Annotated in this window: 21 protein-coding genes; 10 read left to right on the forward strand and 11 right to left on the reverse strand. The window is 70.2% G+C overall.

Annotated features, from left to right (window positions below; all coding sequences use genetic code 11):
- Positions 1-356 precede the first annotated feature (356 nt).
- From ACE4Q9_RS16780 to dnaN, 4 genes are all read right to left on the reverse strand, one after another.
- Positions 357-893, reverse strand: coding sequence for a DUF721 domain-containing protein (locus ACE4Q9_RS16780; RefSeq protein ID WP_397985042.1), 537 nt, complete (start codon positions 891-893; stop codon positions 357-359).
- Positions 890-2014 carry a DNA replication/repair protein RecF gene (gene recF / locus ACE4Q9_RS16785; RefSeq protein ID WP_397985043.1) on the reverse strand — a complete coding sequence of 375 codons (1125 nt, stop codon included), beginning with the start codon at positions 2012-2014 and terminating at the stop codon, positions 890-892. Before recF ends, ACE4Q9_RS16780 begins: the two co-directional genes overlap by 4 nt.
- Positions 2015-2119: 105 nt before the next feature.
- Positions 2120-2995, reverse strand: a complete 876-nt coding sequence (gene gnd, locus ACE4Q9_RS16790) for a phosphogluconate dehydrogenase (NAD(+)-dependent, decarboxylating) (protein ID WP_397985044.1) — start codon at positions 2993-2995, stop codon at positions 2120-2122.
- 183 nt (positions 2996-3178) lie between these two features.
- Positions 3179-4309 (reverse strand): DNA polymerase III subunit beta, encoded by a 1131-nt coding sequence (gene dnaN, locus ACE4Q9_RS16795; protein ID WP_397985045.1) that lies wholly within the window; start codon positions 4307-4309, stop codon positions 3179-3181.
- Between the two features lie 904 nt (positions 4310-5213).
- Here dnaN and ACE4Q9_RS16800 point away from each other — a divergent pair.
- Entirely contained in the window at positions 5214-5816 is a 603-nt protein-coding gene (locus tag ACE4Q9_RS16800) for a hypothetical protein (protein WP_397985046.1), read from the forward strand.
- Between the two features lie 115 nt (positions 5817-5931).
- On the opposite strand, the gene dnaA is transcribed toward ACE4Q9_RS16800, so the two are convergent.
- Positions 5932-7908 (reverse strand): chromosomal replication initiator protein DnaA, encoded by a 1977-nt coding sequence (gene dnaA / locus ACE4Q9_RS16805; RefSeq protein ID WP_397985047.1) that lies wholly within the window; start codon positions 7906-7908, stop codon positions 5932-5934.
- Between the two features lie 362 nt (positions 7909-8270).
- Here dnaA and rpmH point away from each other — a divergent pair, with 362 nt between their 5' ends.
- From rpmH to ACE4Q9_RS16850, 9 genes are all read left to right on the forward strand, one after another.
- Positions 8271-8408 (forward strand): 50S ribosomal protein L34, encoded by a 138-nt coding sequence (gene rpmH, locus ACE4Q9_RS16810; RefSeq protein WP_003956500.1) that lies wholly within the window; start codon positions 8271-8273, stop codon positions 8406-8408.
- Positions 8409-8429: 21 nt separating this feature from the next.
- Complete coding sequence (gene rnpA / locus ACE4Q9_RS16815; protein WP_397985048.1) at positions 8430-8801, forward strand: ribonuclease P protein component; 372 nt, start codon at positions 8430-8432, stop codon at positions 8799-8801.
- Positions 8798-9172, forward strand: coding sequence for a membrane protein insertion efficiency factor YidD (gene yidD / locus ACE4Q9_RS16820; protein WP_145488813.1), 375 nt, complete (start codon positions 8798-8800; stop codon positions 9170-9172). The genes rnpA and yidD overlap by 4 nt, the downstream gene beginning before the upstream one ends.
- 3 nt (positions 9173-9175) lie before the next feature.
- Positions 9176-10483, forward strand: coding sequence for a membrane protein insertase YidC (gene yidC, locus ACE4Q9_RS16825; RefSeq protein ID WP_397985049.1), 1308 nt, complete (start codon positions 9176-9178; stop codon positions 10481-10483).
- A gap of 15 nt (positions 10484-10498) precedes the next feature.
- Positions 10499-11011: a protein jag gene (locus ACE4Q9_RS16830; protein ID WP_397985050.1), complete on the forward strand. Its 513-nt coding sequence runs from the start codon at positions 10499-10501 to the stop codon at positions 11009-11011.
- 118 nt (positions 11012-11129) lie between these two features.
- Entirely contained in the window at positions 11130-11846 is a 717-nt protein-coding gene (gene rsmG, locus ACE4Q9_RS16835; RefSeq protein WP_397985051.1) for a 16S rRNA (guanine(527)-N(7))-methyltransferase RsmG, read from the forward strand.
- Between the two features lie 296 nt (positions 11847-12142).
- Complete coding sequence (locus ACE4Q9_RS16840) at positions 12143-13216, forward strand: ParA family protein (RefSeq protein ID WP_397987242.1); 1074 nt, start codon at positions 12143-12145, stop codon at positions 13214-13216.
- Entirely contained in the window at positions 13213-14313 is a 1101-nt protein-coding gene (locus tag ACE4Q9_RS16845; protein WP_397985052.1) for a ParB/RepB/Spo0J family partition protein, read from the forward strand. Before ACE4Q9_RS16840 ends, ACE4Q9_RS16845 begins: the two co-directional genes overlap by 4 nt.
- Before the next feature lie 197 nt (positions 14314-14510).
- Positions 14511-15128 (forward strand): GNAT family N-acetyltransferase, encoded by a 618-nt coding sequence (locus ACE4Q9_RS16850; protein ID WP_397985053.1) that lies wholly within the window; start codon positions 14511-14513, stop codon positions 15126-15128.
- 75 nt (positions 15129-15203) lie between these two features.
- On the opposite strand, the gene trxA is transcribed toward ACE4Q9_RS16850, so the two are convergent.
- The 6 genes from trxA to murJ all read right to left on the reverse strand — a co-directional run bounded on the left by trxA (position 15204) and on the right by murJ (position 22570).
- Positions 15204-15533, reverse strand: a complete 330-nt coding sequence (trxA, locus tag ACE4Q9_RS16855; protein WP_037650402.1) for a thioredoxin — start codon at positions 15531-15533, stop codon at positions 15204-15206.
- Positions 15534-15589: 56 nt separating this feature from the next.
- Positions 15590-16561 (reverse strand): thioredoxin-disulfide reductase, encoded by a 972-nt coding sequence (gene trxB, locus ACE4Q9_RS16860; protein WP_397985054.1) that lies wholly within the window; start codon positions 16559-16561, stop codon positions 15590-15592.
- A 146-nt stretch (positions 16562-16707) separates the two neighbouring features.
- On the reverse strand, positions 16708-17628 hold the full coding sequence (locus ACE4Q9_RS16865) for a zf-HC2 domain-containing protein (protein WP_397985055.1): 921 nt from the start codon (positions 17626-17628) through the stop codon (positions 16708-16710).
- Positions 17625-18317, reverse strand: a complete 693-nt coding sequence (sigM, locus tag ACE4Q9_RS16870; RefSeq protein ID WP_397985056.1) for an RNA polymerase sigma factor SigM — start codon at positions 18315-18317, stop codon at positions 17625-17627. The genes ACE4Q9_RS16865 and sigM overlap by 4 nt, the downstream gene beginning before the upstream one ends.
- 25 nt (positions 18318-18342) lie before the next feature.
- Complete coding sequence (locus ACE4Q9_RS16875) at positions 18343-20058, reverse strand: protein kinase family protein (RefSeq protein WP_397985057.1); 1716 nt, start codon at positions 20056-20058, stop codon at positions 18343-18345.
- Positions 20059-20176: 118 nt separating this feature from the next.
- Positions 20177-22570 (reverse strand): murein biosynthesis integral membrane protein MurJ, encoded by a 2394-nt coding sequence (gene murJ, locus ACE4Q9_RS16880; protein ID WP_397985058.1) that lies wholly within the window; start codon positions 22568-22570, stop codon positions 20177-20179.
- Positions 22571-22589 lie beyond the last annotated feature (19 nt).

Raw genomic sequence — 22589 nt, forward strand, 5'->3', positions numbered from 1 at the left:
GGCTGCCGGAGCGGCTGCGGCATGTTGCGTTGGTAAGCCTTGATCAGCGTTGCTCAGCTTTTCCCGGGCGGTCCCCACATTGGGGCGGGATTGTCTTCCAGTCTACCGGTAGCGCTGACATCGATGGGGGTTTGCCGGTACCTGAGTCCCCATGTGCCGCCCTGAACCGGTCTCGGGCGGGTACCGATATGCGGAAGGGGGCTCCAAGAGCCTCACAGCGGCACTCAGCGCTTCGGGCCGTCAACCCTTGGCTACTCCGGGGTCGGTACGCCTCGCGCACCGGTGCGCACCAGGGCGCACGGAGGGCGAAACCGCAGGACAGAGGGGGGCGGCGAGGCACCGGGACGTGAGGTACGTCACCCGTAGGTGTCGCCCGGACCCGTGCTTCCCGGCGCCCGCAGCGGGCCGTAGCGGCGGACCGGGCCGCCGGGACCGAGCACCTTGATCAGCCGGACCGTGCCATGGCCGAGATCCTCGTTGAGCCGCGCGACCAGGGCCGGCGCGAGCAGCCGCAGCTGGGTCGCCCAGGCCGTGGAGTCGCAGGCCACCACGAGCACCCGCTCGTCCTCGTCGTAGCGCTGCGGCACACAGTGCTTGGCCAGGTCCTCGCCGACGATCTGCGGCCAGCGGCCCATCACCCCGCCCACCGCCGCCGGGGTCTCCCAGCCGCGCTCGGTGATCAGCCGGTTGATCGCCGAACCGAGCGCCATCGGGTCGCGGCCGTCGGCCCGCGCCCCGGAGCGCAGCCCGCCGCCCCGCCGGGCCTGCTTCTTCTGCCGGGCCGCGTCGCCGCGCGCGCGGGCCTGCTCCTTCGCCGCGCGCAACGCCACGCGCGCGAGGTCCACACCGGAGGGCCCGGCGTTCTTCGCGGGGATGTCCTGCTCGCCGCTCATACGGGTTCCACCGTCCCGCCGGAGACCGCGTACCGCGCCCCGGCCAGCACCTTGGGGACGTCGTCGGCCACGGCGGCGGTGACCAGCACCTGCTCGCCGGGCGCCACCAGCTCGGCCAGCCGCTCCCGGCGGCGCGCGTCCAGCTCGGCGAAGACGTCGTCCAGGACGAGGACGGGCTCGTTGCCCTCGGCGCGCAGCAGCTCGTACGAGGCGAGGCGCAGGGCGAGGGCGTACGACCAGGACTCGCCGTGCGAGGCGTACCCCTTGGCGGGCAGCCGGCCGAGTTTCAGCACCAGATCGTCGCGGTGCGGGCCGACGAGGGTGACGCCCCGCTCGATCTCCTGCTTGCGCGCCTCCGCCAGGGCGGCCAGGAGTTGCGCGTACAGATCCTCGCGACTGTGGGCCTCGCCGGGCGCGGACGGCTTGTACTCCAGCGCGAGCGGGCCGCCGCCGGGGGCCAGCTGCTCGTACGCCTTGTCGGCCAGCGGCCGCAGCGCGGCGATCAGGTCGAGCCGCTGGGCGAGCAGCTCGGCACCGGCGCGCGCGAGGTGCTGGTCCCAGATGTCGAGGGTGGACAAGTCCAACCCCCTCCGCCCGCCGTGCCTGCGTGCGAGGGCCGCGGTCTTCAGGAGCGTGTTGCGCTGCTTGAGCACCCGCTCGTAGTCGGAGCGCACCCCGGCCATCCGCGGGGACCGCGCGGTGATCAGCTCGTCCAGGAACCGGCGCCGCTCTCCCGGGTCCCCCTTCACCAGGGCGAGGTCCTCGGGCGCGAACAGCACGGTCCGTACGATGCCCAGCACGTCGCGGGGTCTGCCCTGCGGGGACCGGTTGACACGGGCACGGTTGGCGCGGCCGGGGTTCAGCTCCAGCTCGATCAGCTGCTGCCGGTCGCCCTGGCGGACCTGCGCCCGGATGACGGCGCGCTCGGCGCCCATGCGCACCAGCGGCGCGTCGGTGGCGACCCGGTGGCTGCCCAGGGTCGCCAGGTAGCCGACCGCCTCCACCAGGTTGGTCTTGCCCTGGCCGTTGGGCCCGACGAAGGCCGTGACGCCCCGGTCGAGCGGCACCTCGGCCCGCGCGTACGAGCGGAAGTCGGCCAGCGAGAGATGCGTGACGTGCATGGTCGGTGCGCCGACCTCCTTCCGCGCGACGTACGGGCCGATGAGACGTGCGGGCTGACGTACGAGCTGACGAACGGGTTGTGGATCGCCGGGCGACCCTGTGGACTACTTCTTCTCTACGGCGTGGCCGCCGAACTGGTTGCGCAGCGCGGCGATCATCTTCATCTGCGGCGAGTCCTCCTGGCGGGAGGCGAACCGGGCGAACAGCGACGCGGTGATCGCGGGCAGCGGCACCGCGTTGTCGATCGCGGCCTCCACCGTCCAGCGTCCCTCGCCGGAGTCCTGTGCGTAACCGCGCAGGCCGTCCAGGTGCTCGTCCTCGTCCAGGGCGCTGACCGCGAGGTCGAGCAGCCAGGAGCGGATGACGGTGCCCTCCTGCCAGGAGCGGAAGACCTCACGGACGTCCGTGACGGAGTCGACCTTCTCCAGCAGCTCCCAGCCCTCGGCGTAGGCCTGCATCATGGCGTACTCGATGCCGTTGTGGACCATCTTCGCGAAATGGCCCGCGCCGACCTTGCCGGCGTGCACCGCGCCGAAGTCGCCCTCCGGCTTGAGCGCGTCGAAGACGGGCTGCACCCGCGCGACGTGCTCGGCGTCGCCGCCGTACATCAGCGCGTATCCGTTCTCCAGGCCCCAGACGCCGCCGGAGACGCCGCAGTCCACGAAGCCTATGCCCTTGGCGGCCAGCTCCCCGGCGTGCTTCTCGTCGTCCGTCCAGCGGGAGTTGCCGCCGTCCACGACCACGTCGCCGGGCTCCAGCAGCTCGGCGAGCCGGTCGACGGTCGACTGGGTGGGCTCGCCGGCCGGGACCATCACCCACACCACGCGCGGAGCGCTGAGCTTGTCCACGAGTTCTTCCAGGCTGTGGACATCCGCGACGTCGGGGTTGCGGTCGTATCCGACGACGGTGTGGCCCGCGCGGCGGATCCGCTCGCGCATGTTGCCGCCCATCTTGCCGAGGCCGACGAGACCGAGCTCCATCAGTTGTGTTCCTTAGGGTCGCTGCTGGCGTCTGGGGCACGAGAGTGCCGCCCCGAGCCTAAACGGCCCCGTTCACGCACAGTTGTGGGCTCCGGCGCTCATCCGGCGCCACCCGGCGGGGGAGCCGGGCGCCCTCGGGGACGCCCGGCTCCGTGCACACCTGTGGACGACGGCCGGCCGCGGTCAGCCGCTGAGCCGCACCGGCATGATCAGGTACTTGTAGGCCTCGTCCGCCTCCGCGTCCAGCGCCGGCTTGCCGCTGAGCAGCGCGGGCTTGGTGGACGTGGTGAACGACAGCTGCGCGACCGGCGAGTCGATCGCGCTCAGGCCGTCCAGCAGGAACGTCGGGTTGAAGGCGATCGAGATGTCGTCGCCCTCCAGCTGCGCGTCGACCCGCTCCACAGCCTGTGCGTCGTCACTGGAACCGGCCTCCAGGATCAGCACGCCCTGCTCGAAGCTCAGCCGCACCGGGGTGTTCCGCTCGGCCACCAGCGCCACACGCTTGACGGCCTCCACGAACGGCGCCGTCTCGATCACCGCGATCGAGTTGAACTCCGTCGGGAACAGCGTCCGGTACTTGGGCAGGTCGCCCTCGAGCAGGCGGGTGGTCGTACGTCGGCCCGCGCCCTCGAAGCCGATGAGGCCCTCGCCCGCGCCGGAGCCCGACAGGGCCAGCGTCACGCTGTCCCCGGCGCCGAGCGACTTCGCGGTGTCCAGCAGCGTCTTGGCGGGCACCAGGGCGACCGCGGAGGCCTCCGGGTTCTCCGGCTTCCACAGGAACTCGCGGACCGCGAACCGGTAGCGGTCGGTGGACGCCAGGGTCACCGTGTCGCCCTCGATCTCGATGCGGACACCGGTGAGCACGGGCAGCGTGTCGTCACGGCCGGCGGCGATGGCCACCTGGGAGACGGCGGCGGCGAAGACCTCGCCGGGCACGGTGCCGGTCGCGTTCGGCATCTGCGGCAGCGCCGGGTACTCCTCCACCGGGAGGGTGTGCAGCGTGAACCGGGACGATCCACAGACCACCGTCGCCCGTACACCGTCTGTGGAAATCTCCACCGGGCGGTTGGGCAGCGCACGGGAGATGTCGGCCAGCAGCCGGCCGGAGACCAGGACGGTGCCCTCCTCCTCGACCTCGGCGTCGACGCTCACCCGCGCGGAGACCTCGTAGTCGAAGCTCGACAGGCTCAGCTGGCCGTCCTCGGCCTTCAGCAGCAGGCCGGCGAGCACAGGCGCCGGCGGACGGGCAGGCAGGCTGCGTGCCGCCCAGGCCACTGCCTCCGCCAGTACGTCGCGTTCCACCCGGATCTTCACCGTAAGCCGCCTCCTGCTGTTGCTTCTGAGTCCTCCGACTCGGTGTCACCGCCCACTGCGAAGGGAAGGACACCGGGGACCAGTCTGACGCACCGCACTGACAGTAGGTGCCCGTCGGGGTCAAGTCGGTCCGAGCGGCAGTCGGGCTCGAAACAGCGAGTTGTGCACAGCCCCCGCTTCAAAGCGATTGCCGAGCTCTCTCTAGTCGGGAGTAGTAGTAGGGCCTGTGGATACCGTGGATAACCACGTTTGCCCAGCTCAGCGTGTGTTTTTTGTCCACCGGGCCTGTGGGTGGAGGCGGTGGACAACTGCGGGTGTCTGTGGAGAACGGAAAGTTCTGCACACCTCGCCCACAGGACGAGGGCAGTTCTCCCCAGCTGTGTCCCCAGGAATACCCAGGTTTCCCACACCCCAACCCGGCACCTTTGTGTGACGCCTTTCACTCGACGCGGTGAGAGGGTGCGTCGCGTTGCCGAACAGTGGACAGCGATGTGGAGAAGCCGCGCCACACTGGGGACAACCGCCCCCAGCCTGTGGGTTGCCGGTGGACAACTTCATGCACACCCTGTGGACGATCTCTTCGTCCACAGCCTGTGGATCATCGTCGTCCACGATTCCACAGCCATCTGAGCTGCACCGACGCGATCTCCCCGGCTTCCCTGTGGACACACCTCGGGACAACTTCACCATCCCCACCGTGTGGAAGAAAGAAAGTCCCCGAATCTGTGGAGGGAGGCCGTAACCCGACGAGAAATCGAACAGCTGGCGACGTCTGTGGACACCCGCGGTGGCGAGCGGACCGCCGCACCGGGCTGTGCGGGGGCCGTTCTCCGGCCGTTCTGAGTACGGGAACTGAGTAGGGCGACGGTGCCGGCGGCCCCGGTGGCGGCGTTGGGATGGCTCCATGACGCCCACTCGTTCCGCCGCTCCCGCCTCCCGCCGCTCGTTCCGGGCCGTGGGACTGTCCGCCGCCGGGGCCGTCGGGGTGCTCCTGGTCCTGGGGATCGCCGCGGGCTGCGGCGCCATGACGGGCGGACCGGTCCGTTCCGAGGCGGAGTTCCTGGCGCACGTACGCGAGACGCGGGCCGCAGGCGAGGACACGGTGCGCTTCCTCGGCTCGGATCCGGACTCCGTCATCCTGGACGAGTCCAGGAGCAGCACGTCCTGCGTGGACGACCTCGGAGTCGACGGAGACGGCATCAGCCGGGACCAGCCGGCCGTCTCCTGGGCCCCGGACTTCCCGGACGGCGACGCCGGGTACCGAGCGGCGGTCGCCGGGCTCCGCGGGCGGTGGTCCGAGCGGGGGTGGAAGGTGACGACGGACCCGGTGACCGACCCGGTCACCGGCGAGGCGACCGGCCTGCGGGAGATCCGCACCACCGACGACCACGGCGTCACCCTGTCGCTGAGCCCCGGCCGACGCCCCGGCGAGGGCCGCCTCGTCGCCGACGGCGGCTGCGTCCGCCACGAAGGCATCTGGGAGACGGACGACCGGGATCTCTACTGACGGCTGCTGAAGGGTGGGCGCTGGGGGCACTCCGGGTGGAGGCACCCGGCCAGCGCCGGTAAGCCTCATCCACCCCCGGCAAGCCCCGGGTACCCCCTGAGAAGCCGGTCGCGAGCTACCCGTTCTTGATCCGGTTCGTCAGCTCCGTCACCTGGTTGTAGATCGACCGCCGTTCCGCCATCAGCGCCCGGATCTTCCGGTCGGCGTGCATGACCGTCGTATGGTCCCGCCCCCCGAACTGCGCCCCGATCTTCGGCAGCGACAGGTCCGTGAGTTCCCGGCACAGGTACATCGCGATCTGCCGGGCCGTCACCAGCGCCCGTCCCCGCGAGGTCCCGCACAGATCCTCGACGGTCAGCCCGAAGTAGTCCGCGGTCGCCGCCATGATCGCCGTGGCCGTGATCTCCGGCGCGGAGTCCTCCCCGCCCGGAATCAGGTCCTTGAGCACGATCTCGGTGAGCCCCAGGTCCACCGGCTGCCGGTTGAGCGAGGCGAACGCCGTGACCCGGATCAGCGCGCCCTCCAGCTCGCGGATGTTCCGCGAGATCCGGGACGCGATGAACTCCAGCACCTCAGGCGGCGCGTTGAGCTGCTCCTGCACCGCCTTCTTGCGCAGGATCGCGATCCGCGTCTCCAGCTCGGGCGGCTGGACGTCGGTGATCAGGCCCCACTCGAAGCGGTTGCGCAGCCGGTCCTCCAGTGTGACCAGCTGCTTGGGCGGCCGGTCGCTGGAGAGCACGATCTGCTTGTTGGCGTTGTGGAGCGTGTTGAAGGTGTGGAAGAACTCCTCCTGCGTCGACTCCTTGTCCGCGAGGAACTGGATGTCGTCCACGAGCAGGATGTCCATCTCGCGGTACCGCTTGCGGAAACTGTCGCCCTTGCCGTCGCGGATGGAGTTGATGAACTCGTTGGTGAACTCCTCGGAGCTGACGTACCGCACCCGCGTGCCCGGATAGAGACTGCGCGCGTAGTGCCCGATGGCGTGCAGCAGATGGGTCTTGCCGAGCCCCGACTCCCCGTAGATGAACAGGGGGTTGTACGCCTTCGCCGGCGCCTCCGCGACCGCAACCGCGGCCGCGTGCGCGAACCGGTTGGACGCGCCGATGACGAACGTGTCGAAGAGGTACTTCGGGTTCAGCCGCGCCGTCGGCTCGCCGGGGCCGCCCGCGGGCGACGGCTTGGCGGCCATCGGCCCGGCCGCCCCCGCGGAGGAGCCGTCCGGCCGCCCGGTCCCGCCCCGGTGCGCGGGCCCGCCGTCCATCGGCTGCTCGGGCAGCTCACGGCGGACGGGGTCACGCTGGTCGTACTCGGCGCGCGAGGACTCGTAGTCGGAGCGGTCGTAGTCCGGCCGCTCGTACTCGGAGCGCGGCTTGTCGTAGTCCGGACGCGACGGCTCGTACTCCTGGCGCTCGCCCCGCTCCCCGCGCTCGCGCGGGCCGTCGTACTCGCCGCGCTGCTGCTCGTAGGAGGGCCGGTCCCGGTAGTCGTGGACCGGCGGCCCGTAGGGGTCCTGCGGGTGGGAGCGGGAGGACGGCGAGGCGTACGGGTCGCGCTCGGGGAAGCCGAGCCGCTGCTGCTGCCAGCCGTAGTCGTCCTGTCCGCCGCGCGGCCAGGCGCCGGGCTCCGGACGCTGGTACTCGGCGGGGTAGGCCGGGCGCGCCGTGGGCAACTGGTCCCCGCGCGAGGGCGGTTCGCCGCCTTGATGCTGCTCCGCGCGGTGTCGGCCGTAGCCCTCGTACGACGGACCGGAGGGCAGCTCCGGCTCCTCGTAGCGCGCGGGGGCCGGTTGCGGCGTGCTCGGCGCCGGGGGCTCGCCCGCGGAGTCGTCGACGGTGATCGCGATGCGGATGGGGCGGCCGCACTCGCGGCTCAGCGTCTCGCTGACGACCGGCGCGAGACGGCCCTCCAGTACGCCCTTCGCGAATTCGTTCGGTACGGCGAGCAGGGCGGTGTCCGCGACCAGCGCGAGCGGCTGGCAGCGGCGGATCCAGTGTTCGTCCTTGACCTCGACACCCTGTCCGCGGCCCTCGCCGAGGAGCTGCTCCAGTACGCGTGGCCACACTGCGGCAAGATCGGCAGGTACGTCAGCCACAGGGCACGCTCTCTCACGGGGTGAATTTCGGGTGGTCGGCGGGGCAAACCCGCCGGGGCGGGGGACAAAAGAACGAATCGGAGTCCAGCCACGGTAGTCAGCGCGGCCGGTAGCATTCAAGTTGTTGTCCCCAGCCTGTGGACAGTGTCTCCCAGCGACACTCGGTTTGACCGGATGGCGTAGCCCCGCGTACCGTAACCAGGTCGAGTTGTCGATGGCTGCTGCCGCCTGCCTCCGATGGGCACAGATCGCGTCAGGTGATCGGGAAGCGGTGCACTCGGGCGTGACGCGAGCTACTCGTGGGCGCACGGTGACAGCCAGGACGGCACCCCGCCACTACCGATTCTTTCTGGAGCCCCCGAGTGAGCAAGCGCACCTTCCAGCCGAACAACCGTCGTCGCGCGAAGACCCACGGCTTCCGGCTGCGTATGCGCACCCGTGCCGGCCGCGCGATTCTCGCGTCCCGCCGTAGCAAGGGTCGCGCCCGTCTGTCCGCCTGATCCCGGTCAGGTCATGACATCGTGCTGCCCACCGACAACCGGCTGAGGCGGCGCGAGGACTTCGCGACCGCTGTACGACGAGGTCGCCGGGCTGGTCGCCCGACCCTCGTCGTCCACCTTCGTAGCGGTGCCACGGACCCGCACGCGCCTGGGGAGAGCGCTCCTCCGACGCGTGCGGGTTTCGTCGTCAGCAAGGCCGTGGGTGGCGCGGTCGTGCGCAACAAAGTGAAGCGCAGACTGCGTCATCTGATGCGTGACCGAGTCGCACTTTTCCCTCCCGGTAGCCTGGTAGTGGTACGAGCGCTGCCCGGGGCGGGCGACGCCGACCATGCACAGCTGGCCCAAGACCTGGATGCCGCCCTACGGCGGCTGCTGGGAGGGGGCACGCGATGAAGTACCCGCTACTGGCTCTGATCAAGCTGTACCAGTGGACGATCAGTCCACTGCTCGGGCCGGTGTGCAAGTACTACCCGTCGTGCTCCCATTACGGCTACACGGCCATCGACCGGCATGGTGCGATCAAGGGCACGGCACTCACCGCCTGGCGCATCCTCCGGTGCAATCCGTGGTCGCTGGGCGGTGTGGACCATGTCCCGCCGCGCAAGCGTCCGCGGTGGCACGAAATGCTGCGCGACGCCTGGCGCGCACGCCGGGGCGGGCCCTCCGCCGCCGAACCGGCCACCGAAGCGAAGCCCGAGGACTTTGTCTCCGAGCTTCCTCCGAGCCCGGCCGCAGAGACCTCGTCCCATGCCCAAGGAGCATGATTAGTGGACACGATTGCCAGCCTCTTCAGTTTCATCACCTGGCCCGTCTCCTGGGTCATCGTCCAGTTCCACACGGTGTACGGGGCGATCTTCGGACCTGACACCGGGTGGGCCTGGGGCCTGTCCATCGTGTCCCTGGTGATCCTGATCCGCATCTGCCTGATCCCGCTCTTCGTGAAGCAGATCAAGGCGACTCGCGCGATGCAGACGCTCCAGCCGGAGATGAAGAAGATCCAGGAGCGCTACAAGAACGACAAGCAGCGTCAGTCCGAAGAGATGATGAAGCTGTACAAGGAGGCGGGTACCAACCCGCTCTCCTCGTGCCTTCCCATCCTGGCGCAGTCGCCGTTCTTCTTCGCTCTGTACCACGTGCTCAACGGCATCGCGTCGGGCACCAAGATCGGTTACATCAACTCCGACCTGCTCGCCAGCGCCCGCCAGGCGCACATCTTCGGGGCCCCGCTGGCCGCGAAGTTCCTGGACGGCGCCGACACGGTGCAGAAGCTCGGCGCCTCGCTGACCGACGTCCGCGTCGTCACCGCGATCATGATCGTCCTGATGTCGGCGTCGCAGTTCTACACGCAGCGCCAGCTGATGACGAAGAACGTCGACACCACGGTGAAGACGCCGTTCATGCAGCAGCAGAAGATGCTGATGTACGTCTTCCCGATCATGTTCGCCTTCTTCGGTATCCGCTTCCCGGTCGGTGTCCTCGTCTACTGGCTGACCACCAACGTGTGGACCATGGGCCAGCAGATGTACGTCATCCGTAACAACCCGACGCCGGGCTCCAAGGCCCAGGCCGCGTACCTGGAGCGCCTGACCAAGCACGTCACGCACCACGGCAAGGTCGGCCGCCGCAGCGAGAAGGCGATCATCAAGGCGATCGTCGCCAAGGGCCGCGAGCGCAACGAGTTCGAGCGCAAGTTCATCAACGCCCTGAACAAGGCCGGCCTCGCCGCCCAGGCGGACGGCACCGTGGTCAAGAGCGTGGCGGCCGAGACCGAGGCGGGGACCGAGGACGGCGCGATCACCACCGCCGGTGCCGCCCCGCGGCGCCAGCAGCCGAAGCGCCAGAGCAAGTCCCAGCGCCAGTCCGGCGGGACCAAGCAGGCGGGCGACTCCCCGTCCCTGGAGAAGTCCGACTCTGCCGGTCAGCCCGACTCGTCGGAGAAGACCGACCAGCCGCAGGACAGCAAGCCCGCCGCTGCCCAGCAGGCATCGAAGCCCGGCACGGGCGCCCGCAGCAAGGCCCAGAGCGGCCAGCGCAAGGGCGGTCCGCAGCGGCCCAAGTCCCCGTCCAAGAAGTAAGAAGGAGCCCAGCCCGTGACGGAAGGCACCACCTCCGCCGCTGCCGAGGGTGCAGACACCCTTTCCCGCCTGGAGCAGGAGGGTGAGATCGCGGCGGACTACCTGGAGGGTCTGCTGGACATCGCCGACCTCGACGGCGACATCGACATGGATGTCGAGGCCGACCGGGCCTCCGTGTCGATCATCAGCGACAGCGGCAGCCGGGATCTGCAGAAGCTGGTCGGCCGGGACGGCGAGGTGCTGGAGGCCCTTCAGGAGCTGACGCGTCTGGCCGTGCACCGGGAGACCGGTGACCGCAGCCGGCTGATGCTGGACATCGCCGAGTACCGGGCCACCAAGCGGGCCGAGCTGTCCGAGCTGGGCGCCCAGGCCGCCGCCGATGTGAAGAGTTCCGGCGAGCCCGTGAAGCTGCGGCCCATGACCCCCTTCGAGCGCAAGGTCGTGCACGACGCGGTCAAGGCCGCCGGGCTGCGCAGCGAGTCCGAGGGCGAGGAACCGCAGCGGTTCGTCGTCGTGCTGCCCGCCTGATCGGTCCCCCTTGTTACACCGGCCCCGTCTGTTGAGCAGGCGGGGCCGAACTTTGTCAGCCTGGTAGTTCTGGTGGCCGGTGCGCGAAGCACCGGCGCTGTACGGAAGGACGGTCCCCGTGACGGAGGCAGCGGAGCTTCCCCCCGCGCCCGAGCAGGCGCGCGAAGTATTCGGTGATCGCTTCGCCGATGCGGTGCGCTACGCGGAGCTGCTCGCGGAGGCGGGCGTGCAGCGAGGTCTGATCGGCCCGCGGGAAGTGCCCCGCCTGTGGGAGCGGCACATCCTGAACTGCGCGGTGCTCTCCGAGGCCGTCCCCGAGGGCGTGACGGTCTGCGACGTGGGCTCCGGCGCCGGGCTGCCGGGCATCCCGCTGGCCCTGGTCCGCGAGGACCTCAACATCACCCTGCTGGAGCCCTTGCTGCGGCGCACCAACTTCCTCACCGAGGTCGTCGAGCTGCTCGGCCTGGACCATGTCACCGTCGTGCGGGGACGTGCCGAGGAGGTCCTGGGCAAGCTGGCGCCGGTCCATGTGGTGACCGCCCGCGCCGTGGCCCCGCTGGACCGCCTCGCCACCTGGGGGATTCCGCTGCTGCGCCCGTACGGCGAGATGCTGGCCCTCAAGGGCGACACCGCCGAGGAGGAGCTGAAGGCCTCGGCCACCGCGCTGAGCAAGCTCGGTGCGGTGGAGACCTCGATCCTCCATGTGGGCGAGGGCATCGTGGACCCCCTTTCCACGGTGGTCCGGGTCGAGGTCGGGGAGAGCCCCGGCGGTGTGCGCTTCGCCGCCAAGCGGGCGAAGGCCGCGCGCACGGGCCGCGCACGCCGGCGTCGCTGAGCAGACCGGACGTACTCCACACAAGCTGCCCGCCCACGCACGACGGAGTGTCGCGGGGTCCCGGTCGCCGGTGCTGTGCATCGTTGTTTCACGTGAAACGTCGCTCACTGTTGCACGGCATCATCAGTCGCGGCCGCGCGGCCGAACCCCGCGACCGGAAACCCCTCGGTTCTCTCGGAGGAGGCTCGGGCCCCTCCGCCAAGCCGGCTCCGTCCCCCGCAGAGGGCACGGAGTTGTCCACAGAGGTGGATTTCTCCACAGAAGACCCGGCCTCGCTGGTTCATGACCCCGAAGGCATGGGAGGCTCTGTTCATTGCGAGCCTGAAGTCGAGGAGAGTGAATCCTTGCGGTCCGACGCCAACATCGCGGGACCGATGACCGATCCGGTCCCCGGTCCCCGAACCGAGTCGATGGGGACGGATGTTTCACGTGAAACACCGCCCCCGATGGACGACACCCCCATCGGTCGTGCGGCCCAACTGGCCGTGGAGGCTCTCGGTCGCGCCGGCGAAGGTCTGCCGCGACCGGAGCAGACGCGTGTCATGGTGGTCGCCAACCAGAAGGGTGGCGTGGGCAAGACGACGACGACCGTCAACCTTGCCGCCTCGCTGGCTCTGCACGGTGCCCGTGTGCTGGTGATCGACCTGGACCCGCAGGGCAACGCGTCCACGGCCCTCGGGATCGACCACCACGCCGAAGTTCCGTCGATCTACGACGTGTTGGTGGAGAGCAAGCCGCTCGCCGAGGTCGTTCAGCCGGTACCGGACGTCGAAGGACTCTTCTGCGCCCCGGCCACCATCGATCTCGCCGGAGCGGAGATCGAGCTGGTGTCCCTGGTGGCCCGCGAAAGCCGCCTGGACCGCGCGATCCAGGCGTATGAGCAGCCGTTGGACTACATCCTCATCGACTGCCCGCCCTCGCTCGGCCTGTTGACGGTCAATGCGCTGGTCGCGGGCCAAGAGGTCCTCATCCCGATCCAGTGCGAGTACTACGCGCTGGAGGGCCTGGGCCAGCTGCTGCGCAATGTCGATCTGGTGCGGGGGCACCTCAACCCCGCCCTGCATGTATCGACCATCCTGCTCACCATGTACGACGGCCGGACGCGTCTCGCCTCCCAGGTCGCGGAAGAGGTGCGCAGCCACTTCGGCGAAGAGGTGCTGCGGACGAGCATTCCCCGCTCGGTCCGTATCTCCGAGGCGCCGAGCTACGGGCAGACGGTGCTGACTTACGATCCTGGATCGAGCGGCGCCCTCTCGTATCTTGAGGCGGCCCGAGAAATCGCGCTGAGGGGCGTTGGCATCAGCTATGACGCGAGCCAGGCCCATGTCGGTGCCCAGAGCGACCCGAGCATGGTGGAGGGGATCCAGTGAGTGAGCGACGGAGGGGGTTGGGCCGAGGTCTGGGCGCGTTGATCCCTGCTGCCCCGGTCGAGAAGAACCCGGTGCCGGCCGCGTTGGGCGGCGGTGCGTCCGCCTCTCCCGCGGGCGTCCCGGTCCTGACGGCGGAGCGCGGGGTTGCCGCGGCGAAGGTGGCCACGCTGCCGTCGCCTGCCCAGGAAGACGAGGAGCGGCCGGCCGGCCCGGACGCGGAGACGCTCGCGCCTCCGCTGGGCGCCCACTTCGCCGAGATCCCCCTGGACGCGATCACGCCGAACCCGCGCCAGCCACGCGAGGTTTTCGACGAGGACGCCCTGCACGAGCTGATCACCTCCATCCGGGAGGTCGGTCTGCTCCAGCCGGTCGTCGTACGGCAGCTGGGCACTGGCCGCTATGAGCTGATCATGGGCGAGCGCCGCTGGCGCGCCTGCCGTGAGGCCGGCCTTGAGGCCATCCCGGCGATCGTCCGGGCCACGGAGGACGAGAAGCTCCTCCTGGACGCGCTGCTGGAGAACCTGCACCGCGCGCAGCTGAACCCGCTGGAAGAGGCCGCCGCCTATGACCAGCTGCTGAAGGACTTCAACTGCACGCACGACCAGCTGGCCGACCGGATCGGTCGCTCCCGCCCCCAGGTCTCCAACACCCTGCGGCTGCTGAAGCTCTCGCCGACGGTGCAGAAGAGGGTCGCCGCCGGGGTGCTCTCCGCCGGGCACGCACGGGCGCTGCTGTCCGTGGCGGACTCGGAGGAGCAGGACCGGCTGGCCCATCGCATCGTGGCCGAGGGGCTGTCGGTGCGGGCCGTCGAGGAGATCGTCACCCTCATGGGCTCCCGGCCGCAGAAGCCGCAGCGGCCCAAGGGACCGCGGGCCGGCTCCCGGCTCTCCCCGGCGCTGAACGAGCTGGCGACCCGGCTGTCGGACCGCTTCGAGACCCGTGTGAAGGTCGACCTGGGGCAGAAGAAGGGCAAGATCACCGTGGAGTTCGCCTCCATGGAGGACCTCCAGCGGATCCTGGGCACCCTCGCCCCGGGCGAGGGCCGGGTCCTGCCGAACGATCTCCAGGAGAGCGCCGAGGACGACCAGGACGACTGATCCCTGGACGCTTCGATCCCCTGGGATCATGCGACGAGCGGGCGTGTCCGGTGTGTACCGGAACACGGCCCGCTCTTTGCTTTGCGGCAGTATCGAGTGAATCGCATCCTGGATACGATGCGAGTGTTCAGGGAGCGCAGTGCTCGGACGGCCGTTCGCACCGCGGCGGCCGGTGAGGGAAGCGAGGAAGGGCCTTCATGGGGCGTCGGCTGGTGCCGCTCACACTGGACAACCTTCAGGACCTTCCGCAGCGCTGCCGCTCCTGTGTCTTCTGGGAGCTGGACCCTGTCAGCGGGGAGGCGGCGGTCAAGGCCGGTATGGCCGCCGAGGAGAAGGAATCCTGGATCTCCGCCGTCCTGCTCGACTGGGGCTCCTGCGGCCGCGTGGTCTATGTCGATGACGCACCGGTGGGCTATGTGCTCTACGCCCCTCCCGCCTATGTCCCGCGTTCGTCCGCCTTCCCCACGAGCCCGGTCTCACCGGACGCCGTTCAGCTGATCACGGCCTTCATCAAGCCCGGCTATCAGGGCCAGGGGCTCGGCCGGGTGCTGGTGCAGACGGTGGCCAAGGATCTGCTGCGCCGGGGCTTCAAGGCCATAGAGGCATTCGGTGACGCCCGCTGGAGGGAGCCCGCCTGTCTGCTGCCGGCGGACCATCTGCTGGCCGTGGGCTTCAAGACGGTACGGCAGCATCCGGCGCATCCCCGGCTGCGGCTGGAGCTGCGGTCGACGCTCTCCTGGAAGGAAGACGTCGAGATGGCGATCGACCGGCTGCTGGGCGCGGTCCAGAAGGAGCCGGCGCTGCGGCCGTTGTAGTGGCACTTCCCTAGACGGTTACGAACGAAGGGGCCGACCCGTGGAGGTCGGCCCCTTCATGTTTCACGTGAAACATCACTCGGCGATGAAGTCCTCGAGGTCGCGGACGATCGCGGCCTTGGGCTTGGCGCCGACAATGGTCTTGGCGACCTCGCCACCCTGATAGACGTTCAGGGTCGGGATGGACATGACGCCGTACTTGGCGGCCGTGGCCGGGTTCTCGTCGATGTTGAGCTTGACGATCTCGATCTTGTCGCCGTGCTCGGCCGCAATCGCCTCCAGCGAGGGGGCGATCTGGCGGCAGGGACCGCACCAGGCGGCCCAGAAGTCCACCAGGACGGGCTTGTCGTTCTTGAGGACGTCCTCGTCGAAGGAGGCGTCGGTCACGTTCTTCAGGGCGGCCACGCTGGGCTCCTTAACTTGATCGTGGGGTGGGAGAGGGGAGGAAGCTGAGAGGAGGGTCAGACCGCGGCGGTCTTCTCGGGCTCGGCCTGGTCCTCGTCCGCGAGGGCGGCGAGGTAGCGCTCGGCGTCCAGGGCGGCGGAGCAGCCGGTGCCGGCCGCGGTGATCGCCTGGCGGTAGGTGTGGTCGACCACGTCACCGGCGGCGAAGACACCGGTCACATTGGTGCGGGTGGACGGGGAGGCGACCTTCAGGTAGCCCTCCTCGTCGAGGTCCAGCTGACCCTTGAACAGCTCGGTGCGCGGGTCGTGGCCGATCGCGATGAACAGACCCGTCACGGGCAGCTCGGACAGGTCGCCGGTCTTGAGGTTGCGCAGCTTCAGGCCGGAGAGCTTCTGCTCGCCCTGGATCTCGGCGACCTCGCTGTCCCAGACGAACTTGATCTTCGGGTCGCCGAAGGCGCGCTCCTGCATCGCCTTGGAGGCGCGCAGGGTGTCCCGGCGGTGGACGATCGTCACGGACTTGGCGAAGCGCGAGAGGAAGGTGGCCTCCTCCATCGCGGTGTCGCCGCCGCCGATCACGGCGATGTCCTGGTCCTTGAAGAAGAAGCCGTCGCAGGTGGCGCACCAGGAGACACCGCGGCCGGACAGCGCATCCTCGTTCGGGAGGCCGAGCTTGCGGTGCTGGGAGCCGGTGGTGACGATGACCGCCTTGGCCTTGTGGACCGTGCCCGCGGTGTCGGTGACGGTCTTGATCTCCCCGGTGAGGTCGACCGAGACGATGTCGTCCGGGATCAGCTCGGCACCGAAGCGTTCGGCCTGCGCCCGCATGTTGTCCATGAGGTCGGGGCCCATGATGCCGTCACGGAAGCCCGGGAAGTTCTCCACCTCGGTGGTGTTCATCAGCGCGCCACCGGCGGTGACGGCGCCCTCGAACACCAGGGGCTTCAGCGACGCACGGGCGGTGTAGAGCGCCGACGTGTAGCCTGCGGGCCCGGAGCCGATGATGATCACGTTACGGACATCGCTCACGGCTTTATTCCTCGTCTCTGGTCTGCGTCAGTCGACCGGTGGAAGTCCCTTTCGGGGCTCTCACCCCACCCAACGGATCCTACGGGGCGCGCATTCCCGCTGTGTCCGGGCACACGCGTGCGCGAGACGACTGGCCGGGACGCGGATCAGGGACGGGCGACGGGTTGCTTCAGCAGAACCTTGCCGGCGGAGACGGACCGCTGTCCGACGCAGGCGGCGTCGACCACGTAGGCCGTGACGCGCGCGCTGTCCCGACGGTCGGGGAGGACGACGAGATAGGCACTCTTCCCGCCGTATGTACCGGCCTTCGCCGCCAGGGCCTGTTCGCCCCGCGGCACCGCGAGCCGGACGCAGTCGGGGACGGCGACCTGGGGCTGGAGGAGGGTGTGCGCGCTCTCGCCCGTCTGCGGGGTGTTCTGGTCGGCTCCCGGCTGCTGGCCTCCCTCCCGCTGAGGGCTTTTCTTCGCGGTCAGCAGCTCCCGTACCTGGTTCTGGACGCTGCTGCCCGAGAACGCGTCGGCGGACGTGCTCGGCCTGCCGTGGGCCGTCGGGGAGGATGTACCGCCGCCGAAGGACTGGAGCACCAGCGCACCGGCGCCCAGGACGGCGGCAGCCAGCACACCGCCCAACACGGCGGTCCTGCGGTGGCGTCCGGGCCCGTTCTTCTTCCGGCCCGGCCCGGTCGCGGCCTGCGGACGGCCGATGGGGCGGTCGGTGGAGCGGCTGGCGGACCGGTCCGCCGGAGCGGTTGCTTCGTGTGCGGCAGTGGTCGATGTTTCACGTGAAACATCGACCGCGGTGTCCGGTCGGGAAGCGATGAGCGGTGCCTCGGCGGCCAGGGCCGCATCGATGCGCTGGGCCACGTCGACCGGCATGGGCTCCGTCGCCTGCGCGGAGCCCAGCAGCCTCCGGATCTCCTCCAGGGAGGTGTAGACCTCCGCGCAGGGCTCGCAGGCGTCCAGATGGCGCCGCACGTCCGTGCTGCGGCCGGGCGGGAGGAGACCCTCGGCGAGGTCGGAGATCTCGGTGACGTCCGGGTGCCCGGCCGTGTCCGTCGTCGATGTCACGCTCGCCCACCTCCGCCCTTCGCTACAGCTGAATCGGTCGTTCCCGTCTCCGGGAGACTCGCTTCGCAAGCCCCCGTTGCGGATGGGACGGATGTCCCTTGCACCCGGTTCCGGTCGGGACGCAGATGGGCGAGCAGGGGCAGCAGCCGGGCTCTGCCGCGGGCGCACCGACTCTTCACCGTGCCCGTCGGCACATCGAGGATCCGGGCCGCCTCGGCGACCGGGTAGCCCTGCATGTCCACCAGGACCAGCGCGGCCCGCTGCTCCGGCGCCAGGGTGCCCATCGCCTCGATGAGCTGACGGTGCAGATCCTTGCGCTCGGTCGGCGCGGACGCGGACTCGTGCGGCTCCAGCAGCTGCTCCAGCCGCTCGGTGTCGTTCACCGGGGCTGTCTTGCGCGAGGCCGCCTTGCGGGCACGGTCCAGGCAGGCGTTGACCGTGATCCGGTGCAGCCAGGTCGTCACCGCCGACTGGCCCCGGAAGGAGCCCGCGGCCCGGTAGGCCGACACCAGGGCGTCCTGCACCGCGTCGGCGGCCTCCTCGCGATCCCCCAGCGTGCGCAGCGCGACCGCCCAGAGCCGGTCCCGGTGCCGTCGGACGATCTCTCCGAAGGCACCGGGCTCGCCCCGCACATGGCGGGCGAGCAGCTCCTGGTCGCTCACCCCGTCGTATCCGGCACCCTCCGCCATCTGCCCCTCCGGTCCGGGTGAGACGTCAGCCCGTGAACTTCACTTCGCCGATGGCCTGCTTGTAACCCGCTCTGGAGTACAGCTCGGAGTCGTAGCCGGACTTCGGCAGGGCAGTCAGCCAGACGAGGACGTACCGCGTCTTCAGCTGCTTGGTGACCTTCACATCGGCGGTGGTGCCGGTGGTGGTGACACTGCCGATCTTGGTCATCGAGTCCAGCGACGACGGGGTCAGCGAGTCCGCGGCGTACAGCTCGACCGTGGTGTGGTCGCCGCCGTAGCGCAGGCTGAGTGTGGCCGCGTCGAGCTGGGTGGCCGAGCCGAGGTCGTAGACGATGCCGACGCCCGGCTTCAGCGGCGCGATGGGCGGACCGTCGTTGAAGGACTTGGTCTTCCAGTAGGTCGAGGGATTGCCGTCGTACGTCTTGGCGACGTTGGCGGGGCTCTGGGCATCGCCCTCGGCGACGAACTCCTGGCTGCCCTGGATCTTTATCGGCGCCGGAGGCTGCTTGCCGGTCTTGTCGCCGCCGTCCGTGGTGCGGCTCTTGTTGGTCTCGTCGGACTTGCCGCTCTGGTCCATCAGCGCGTCCGCCAACTGCCAGCTGCCCAGGCCGAGAGCGGCGATGAGAAGGGCGGAGACCGCCCACTTCAGGGCCTTGCCGGTACGGCTCTGGAGCGGGGGCGGCGGAGCGGCGATCGGCTGGGGAGCACTGGGGTGCGGCGCTTGACGGCCGTAGGTGCCCTGCTGGTAGGTCGTGCGCTGGTACTCCGGCGGCGCGGTGAACACCGGCTCCGGCGGGCGGATGCGCGGCATCTCGCCGATCGCCTTCACCAGCTCCTCCGGCGTGGTGCACGGCGCCTCGTGCCGGGACGCGGTGGCCCCGTCGTTGGCGAGCGCCCGCATGGCCAGTTCCGACAGACCGCGGTGGACTCCGGCCCGCACCTGGTCCGGCGCGATGAGGCCGATGTCCTTGGGGAGGCCCGACAGACCGTAGGCGTCGTCCTCGTAGGGCCAGCGCTGGGTCAGCGCCGCGTACAGCAGGGCGCCGAGCGCCTCGGTGTCGGTGCGCTGCGGGGTGTCGGAGCTGATGCCGCGCAGCGCGGCGTTCACCGCGAGGCCGCGGATGCGCCACTGGCCGGTCGAGGCACGCAGCACGGCGTTGGGGTTCAGCCGCAGATGGGCGAGGCCCTCGCGGTGTGCGGCGGCCATGGCGGAGGCGACCTGACTGACCATCTGGTACGCGTCGTGCGGCTCCAGCGGACCAGCCGTGAGCAGCGTGGTCAGCTCGGTGGCGTCGGGCAGCCATTCGTGGACGACGTAGACGAGGTCGTTCTCCTCGACCGCGTCGAGGACCTGGACGAAGCGCGGGTCGCCGAGCAGTGCGGAGGAGCGGGCCGCGGCGAGGACCGAACGGGCCCGCGCGTGGTCCGCCGGCAGGACGTGGACGCCGACGGCGCGGCGCAGTTTCTCGTCGACCGCACGCCAGCTGCTGAATCCGTCCAGTCGGGTGACGCACTCCTCCAGCCGGTAGCGTCTGGCGAGCTTGTGACCGCTGTGCAGTTCGGGCGGCGAGGTCTGCTGGAGGGAACCCTTCGCGTCGCTCCCCCGCCCCCCGTCGCCGTCCGTGTCCCGCTGCGGGTTCTTGGCCACCCCGTCGGCCGTGGACTGGTCCGCCTTCGCGGTCAGCGGCTGCTCGCCGCTGTTGTCTGCCACGTCGACGGCAGCCGTGCTCCGTTCCGCCACCGTCGTCCCTGCCTCCCCATCCGTTGCACGCTGTCCGACGCCGAAACCAATTGTGCCCACAGTCCGCCGCTATGCACGACACACGGCGGCGGACGATGGTTGTGCGCTTACCCCCGCCTCAGCGGCCCAGCCGCCCGCGCACCATGCCCACGAGCGAGTTCAGTTCGTCGATCCGCATCCGGCGGGCGGCGACGAAGAAGACACCGAACAGTACGGCCCCGCCGACGACCAGCGCGGCGAAGGAGCCGATGACGCCCTGGCCGAGGGTATGCCCGATGCCGTAGCAGGCCGCGCCGCTGAGCAGGGCCGCCGGTACCGAGGCGATGCACAGCCGGGCGTACGTCCGCAGCACCCGCGCGCCGTCCAGGTCGCCGCCGAGGCGCTTGCGCAGCCGCCGCCAGGCGACGATGACGCCGATCGCGTAGGCGATGCCGTACGCGGCCGCCATGCCGGCGACCGCCCAGCGGGCCGGCAGCAGGAAGAAGCACAGCGCCGAGGCGCCCGCGTTGACCGCGGCGACGATGACGGTGTTGTAGAAGGGGGTGCGGGTGTCTTCGTAGGCGTAGAAGGCGCGCAGGACGACGTACTGCACCGAGAACGGGATCAGGCCGAGGCCGAAGGCCATCAGCATGTAGCCCATGTTGGTGGCCGAGCCGACGCCCGAGCTGCCGAAGATCAGGGTGCACATCGGGATGCCCAGCGACACGAAGCCGAAGGCGACCGGGACGATGGCGACCGCGGTGGTCCGCAGGCCCTGGGAGATGTCGTCGCGTACGGCGCCGCCGTCGCCCTCGGCGGCCGAGCGGGCGATGCGCGGCAGCAGCGCGGCCATCAGGGAGACCGTGATGATGGCCTGCGGCAGGCCCCAGATCAGCTGGGCGTTGGCGTAGGCGGCGAAACCGGTGCCCGAGACACCGGAGTCCTTGCCGGCCGCGGTGGACAGCTGGGTGACGATCATGGCGCCGGCCTGGTTGGCGAGGACGAACAGGAACGTCCACTTGGCGAGCGCCGCCGCCTTGCCCAGTCCGTGGCCGCGCCAGTCGAACCTGGGCCGGATCCGGAACCCGGTCTCGCGCAGATAGGGGATCATCGCCAGCGCCTGCACGACCAGGCCGAGCAGCACACCGACGCCGAGCAGGCGCTGACCCTGCGGCGGGATGTTCGTGACCGTCATGTGGGAGTGGGCGGCGGTGCCGTAGACCCAGATGAACATGCCCAGCGTCACGATGATGACGATGTTGTTCAGGACCGGGGTCCACATCATCGCGCCGAACTTGCCGCGCGCGTTGAGAACCTGACCCATCACCACATGGATGCCCATGAAGAAGATCGAGGGCAGGAAGTAGCGGGTGAAGGTGACCGCGACCTCATTGGCCGCCGGGTTGCTGGCGACCGGATTGGAGATCAGGCGGACCAGCAGGGGGGCCGCGAACATCGCGAGGACGGTCAGCGCGGCCAGTGCCACCATCACGAGGGTCAGCAGCCGGTTGGCGAAGGCCTCGCCGCCGTCCTCGTCCTCCTTCATCGAGCGGACCAGCTGCGGTACGAAGACCGAGTTGAGGCCGCCGCCGACGGTGAGGATGTAGATCATCGTCGGCAGCTGGTAGGCGACCTGGAAGGAGTCGCCGAGGAAGCCGAGGCCGAGCGCGGAGACGATCAGCGCGGAGCGGACGAAGCCGGTGAGCCGGGAGACCAGAGTGCCCGCCGCCATCACGGCGCTGGACTTCATCAGCCCGCCGACCTTGCCGCCCTTCTTGGCGGGTGCGGCGGTCGCCACGGAGACGGCGGGTGCCATGACCGTCTCGGCCGGCCCGGACCCGGCCGGGACACCGGGGTCCGGGGTCCCGGCCGGTGCGGGCGCCGGGGGCTGCACCGGGTTCTGGGCGGAGGCGTAGGACGCGGCGGGCGCGGCCGGGTATCCCTGCCCGGCGTACGGATTCTGCTGCTGCGGGTGCCGGCCGTAGGCGGGTGAGTACTGGCCGCCGGGCGCCGCTCCCATACCCGGCGCGGCGGCCGGGCCCGGAACGCCCGGCGGGTCCATCGGCGCGTGCCCGCCGCTGTGCTGCTGGTCCTTGAAGAGGTGCGCGAAGGCGTCCGGCTCGTGGTACTCCTCGCCGGAGTTCGACACCAGGTCGTCCACACCCACGAACTGGGTGGTGCGCGGGTCGTCGCCGTAGGGCAGGTGGGGTGCCGCGCCCTCCGGCTCGGGCGGTGGGGTCTGCGCCCACACCCGCGGGTCGGGCGCGTACGGCGACTGGGCGGGCTGTCCGTACAGCGGCTGCTCGTGGGCGCCCGGAGGCGGCGGGGGGTGCGCGGCGCGGTCGTAGAGCGCCTCGGCGACCGGGTCCTGGGCGGTCAGGTCGTGTGCCCGGTAGGGGTCCTGGTCGTAGGCGTCCTGGAGGTACATGTCCGCCGCTTGCTGCGGCGGTACCTGGCCGGGCTCGGGCGGCGTCTCGGGGTAGCCCGAGCCGGCCGCGCCCTGGCCGCGGTCACCGTCGTACGGCGCGTTCATGCCTTACCCCACCTCATCG

Origin of the sequence: Streptomyces sp. AM6-12 (genome assembly GCF_044327085.1) — a bacterium.
Lineage (GTDB): Bacteria > Actinomycetota > Actinomycetes > Streptomycetales > Streptomycetaceae > Streptomyces.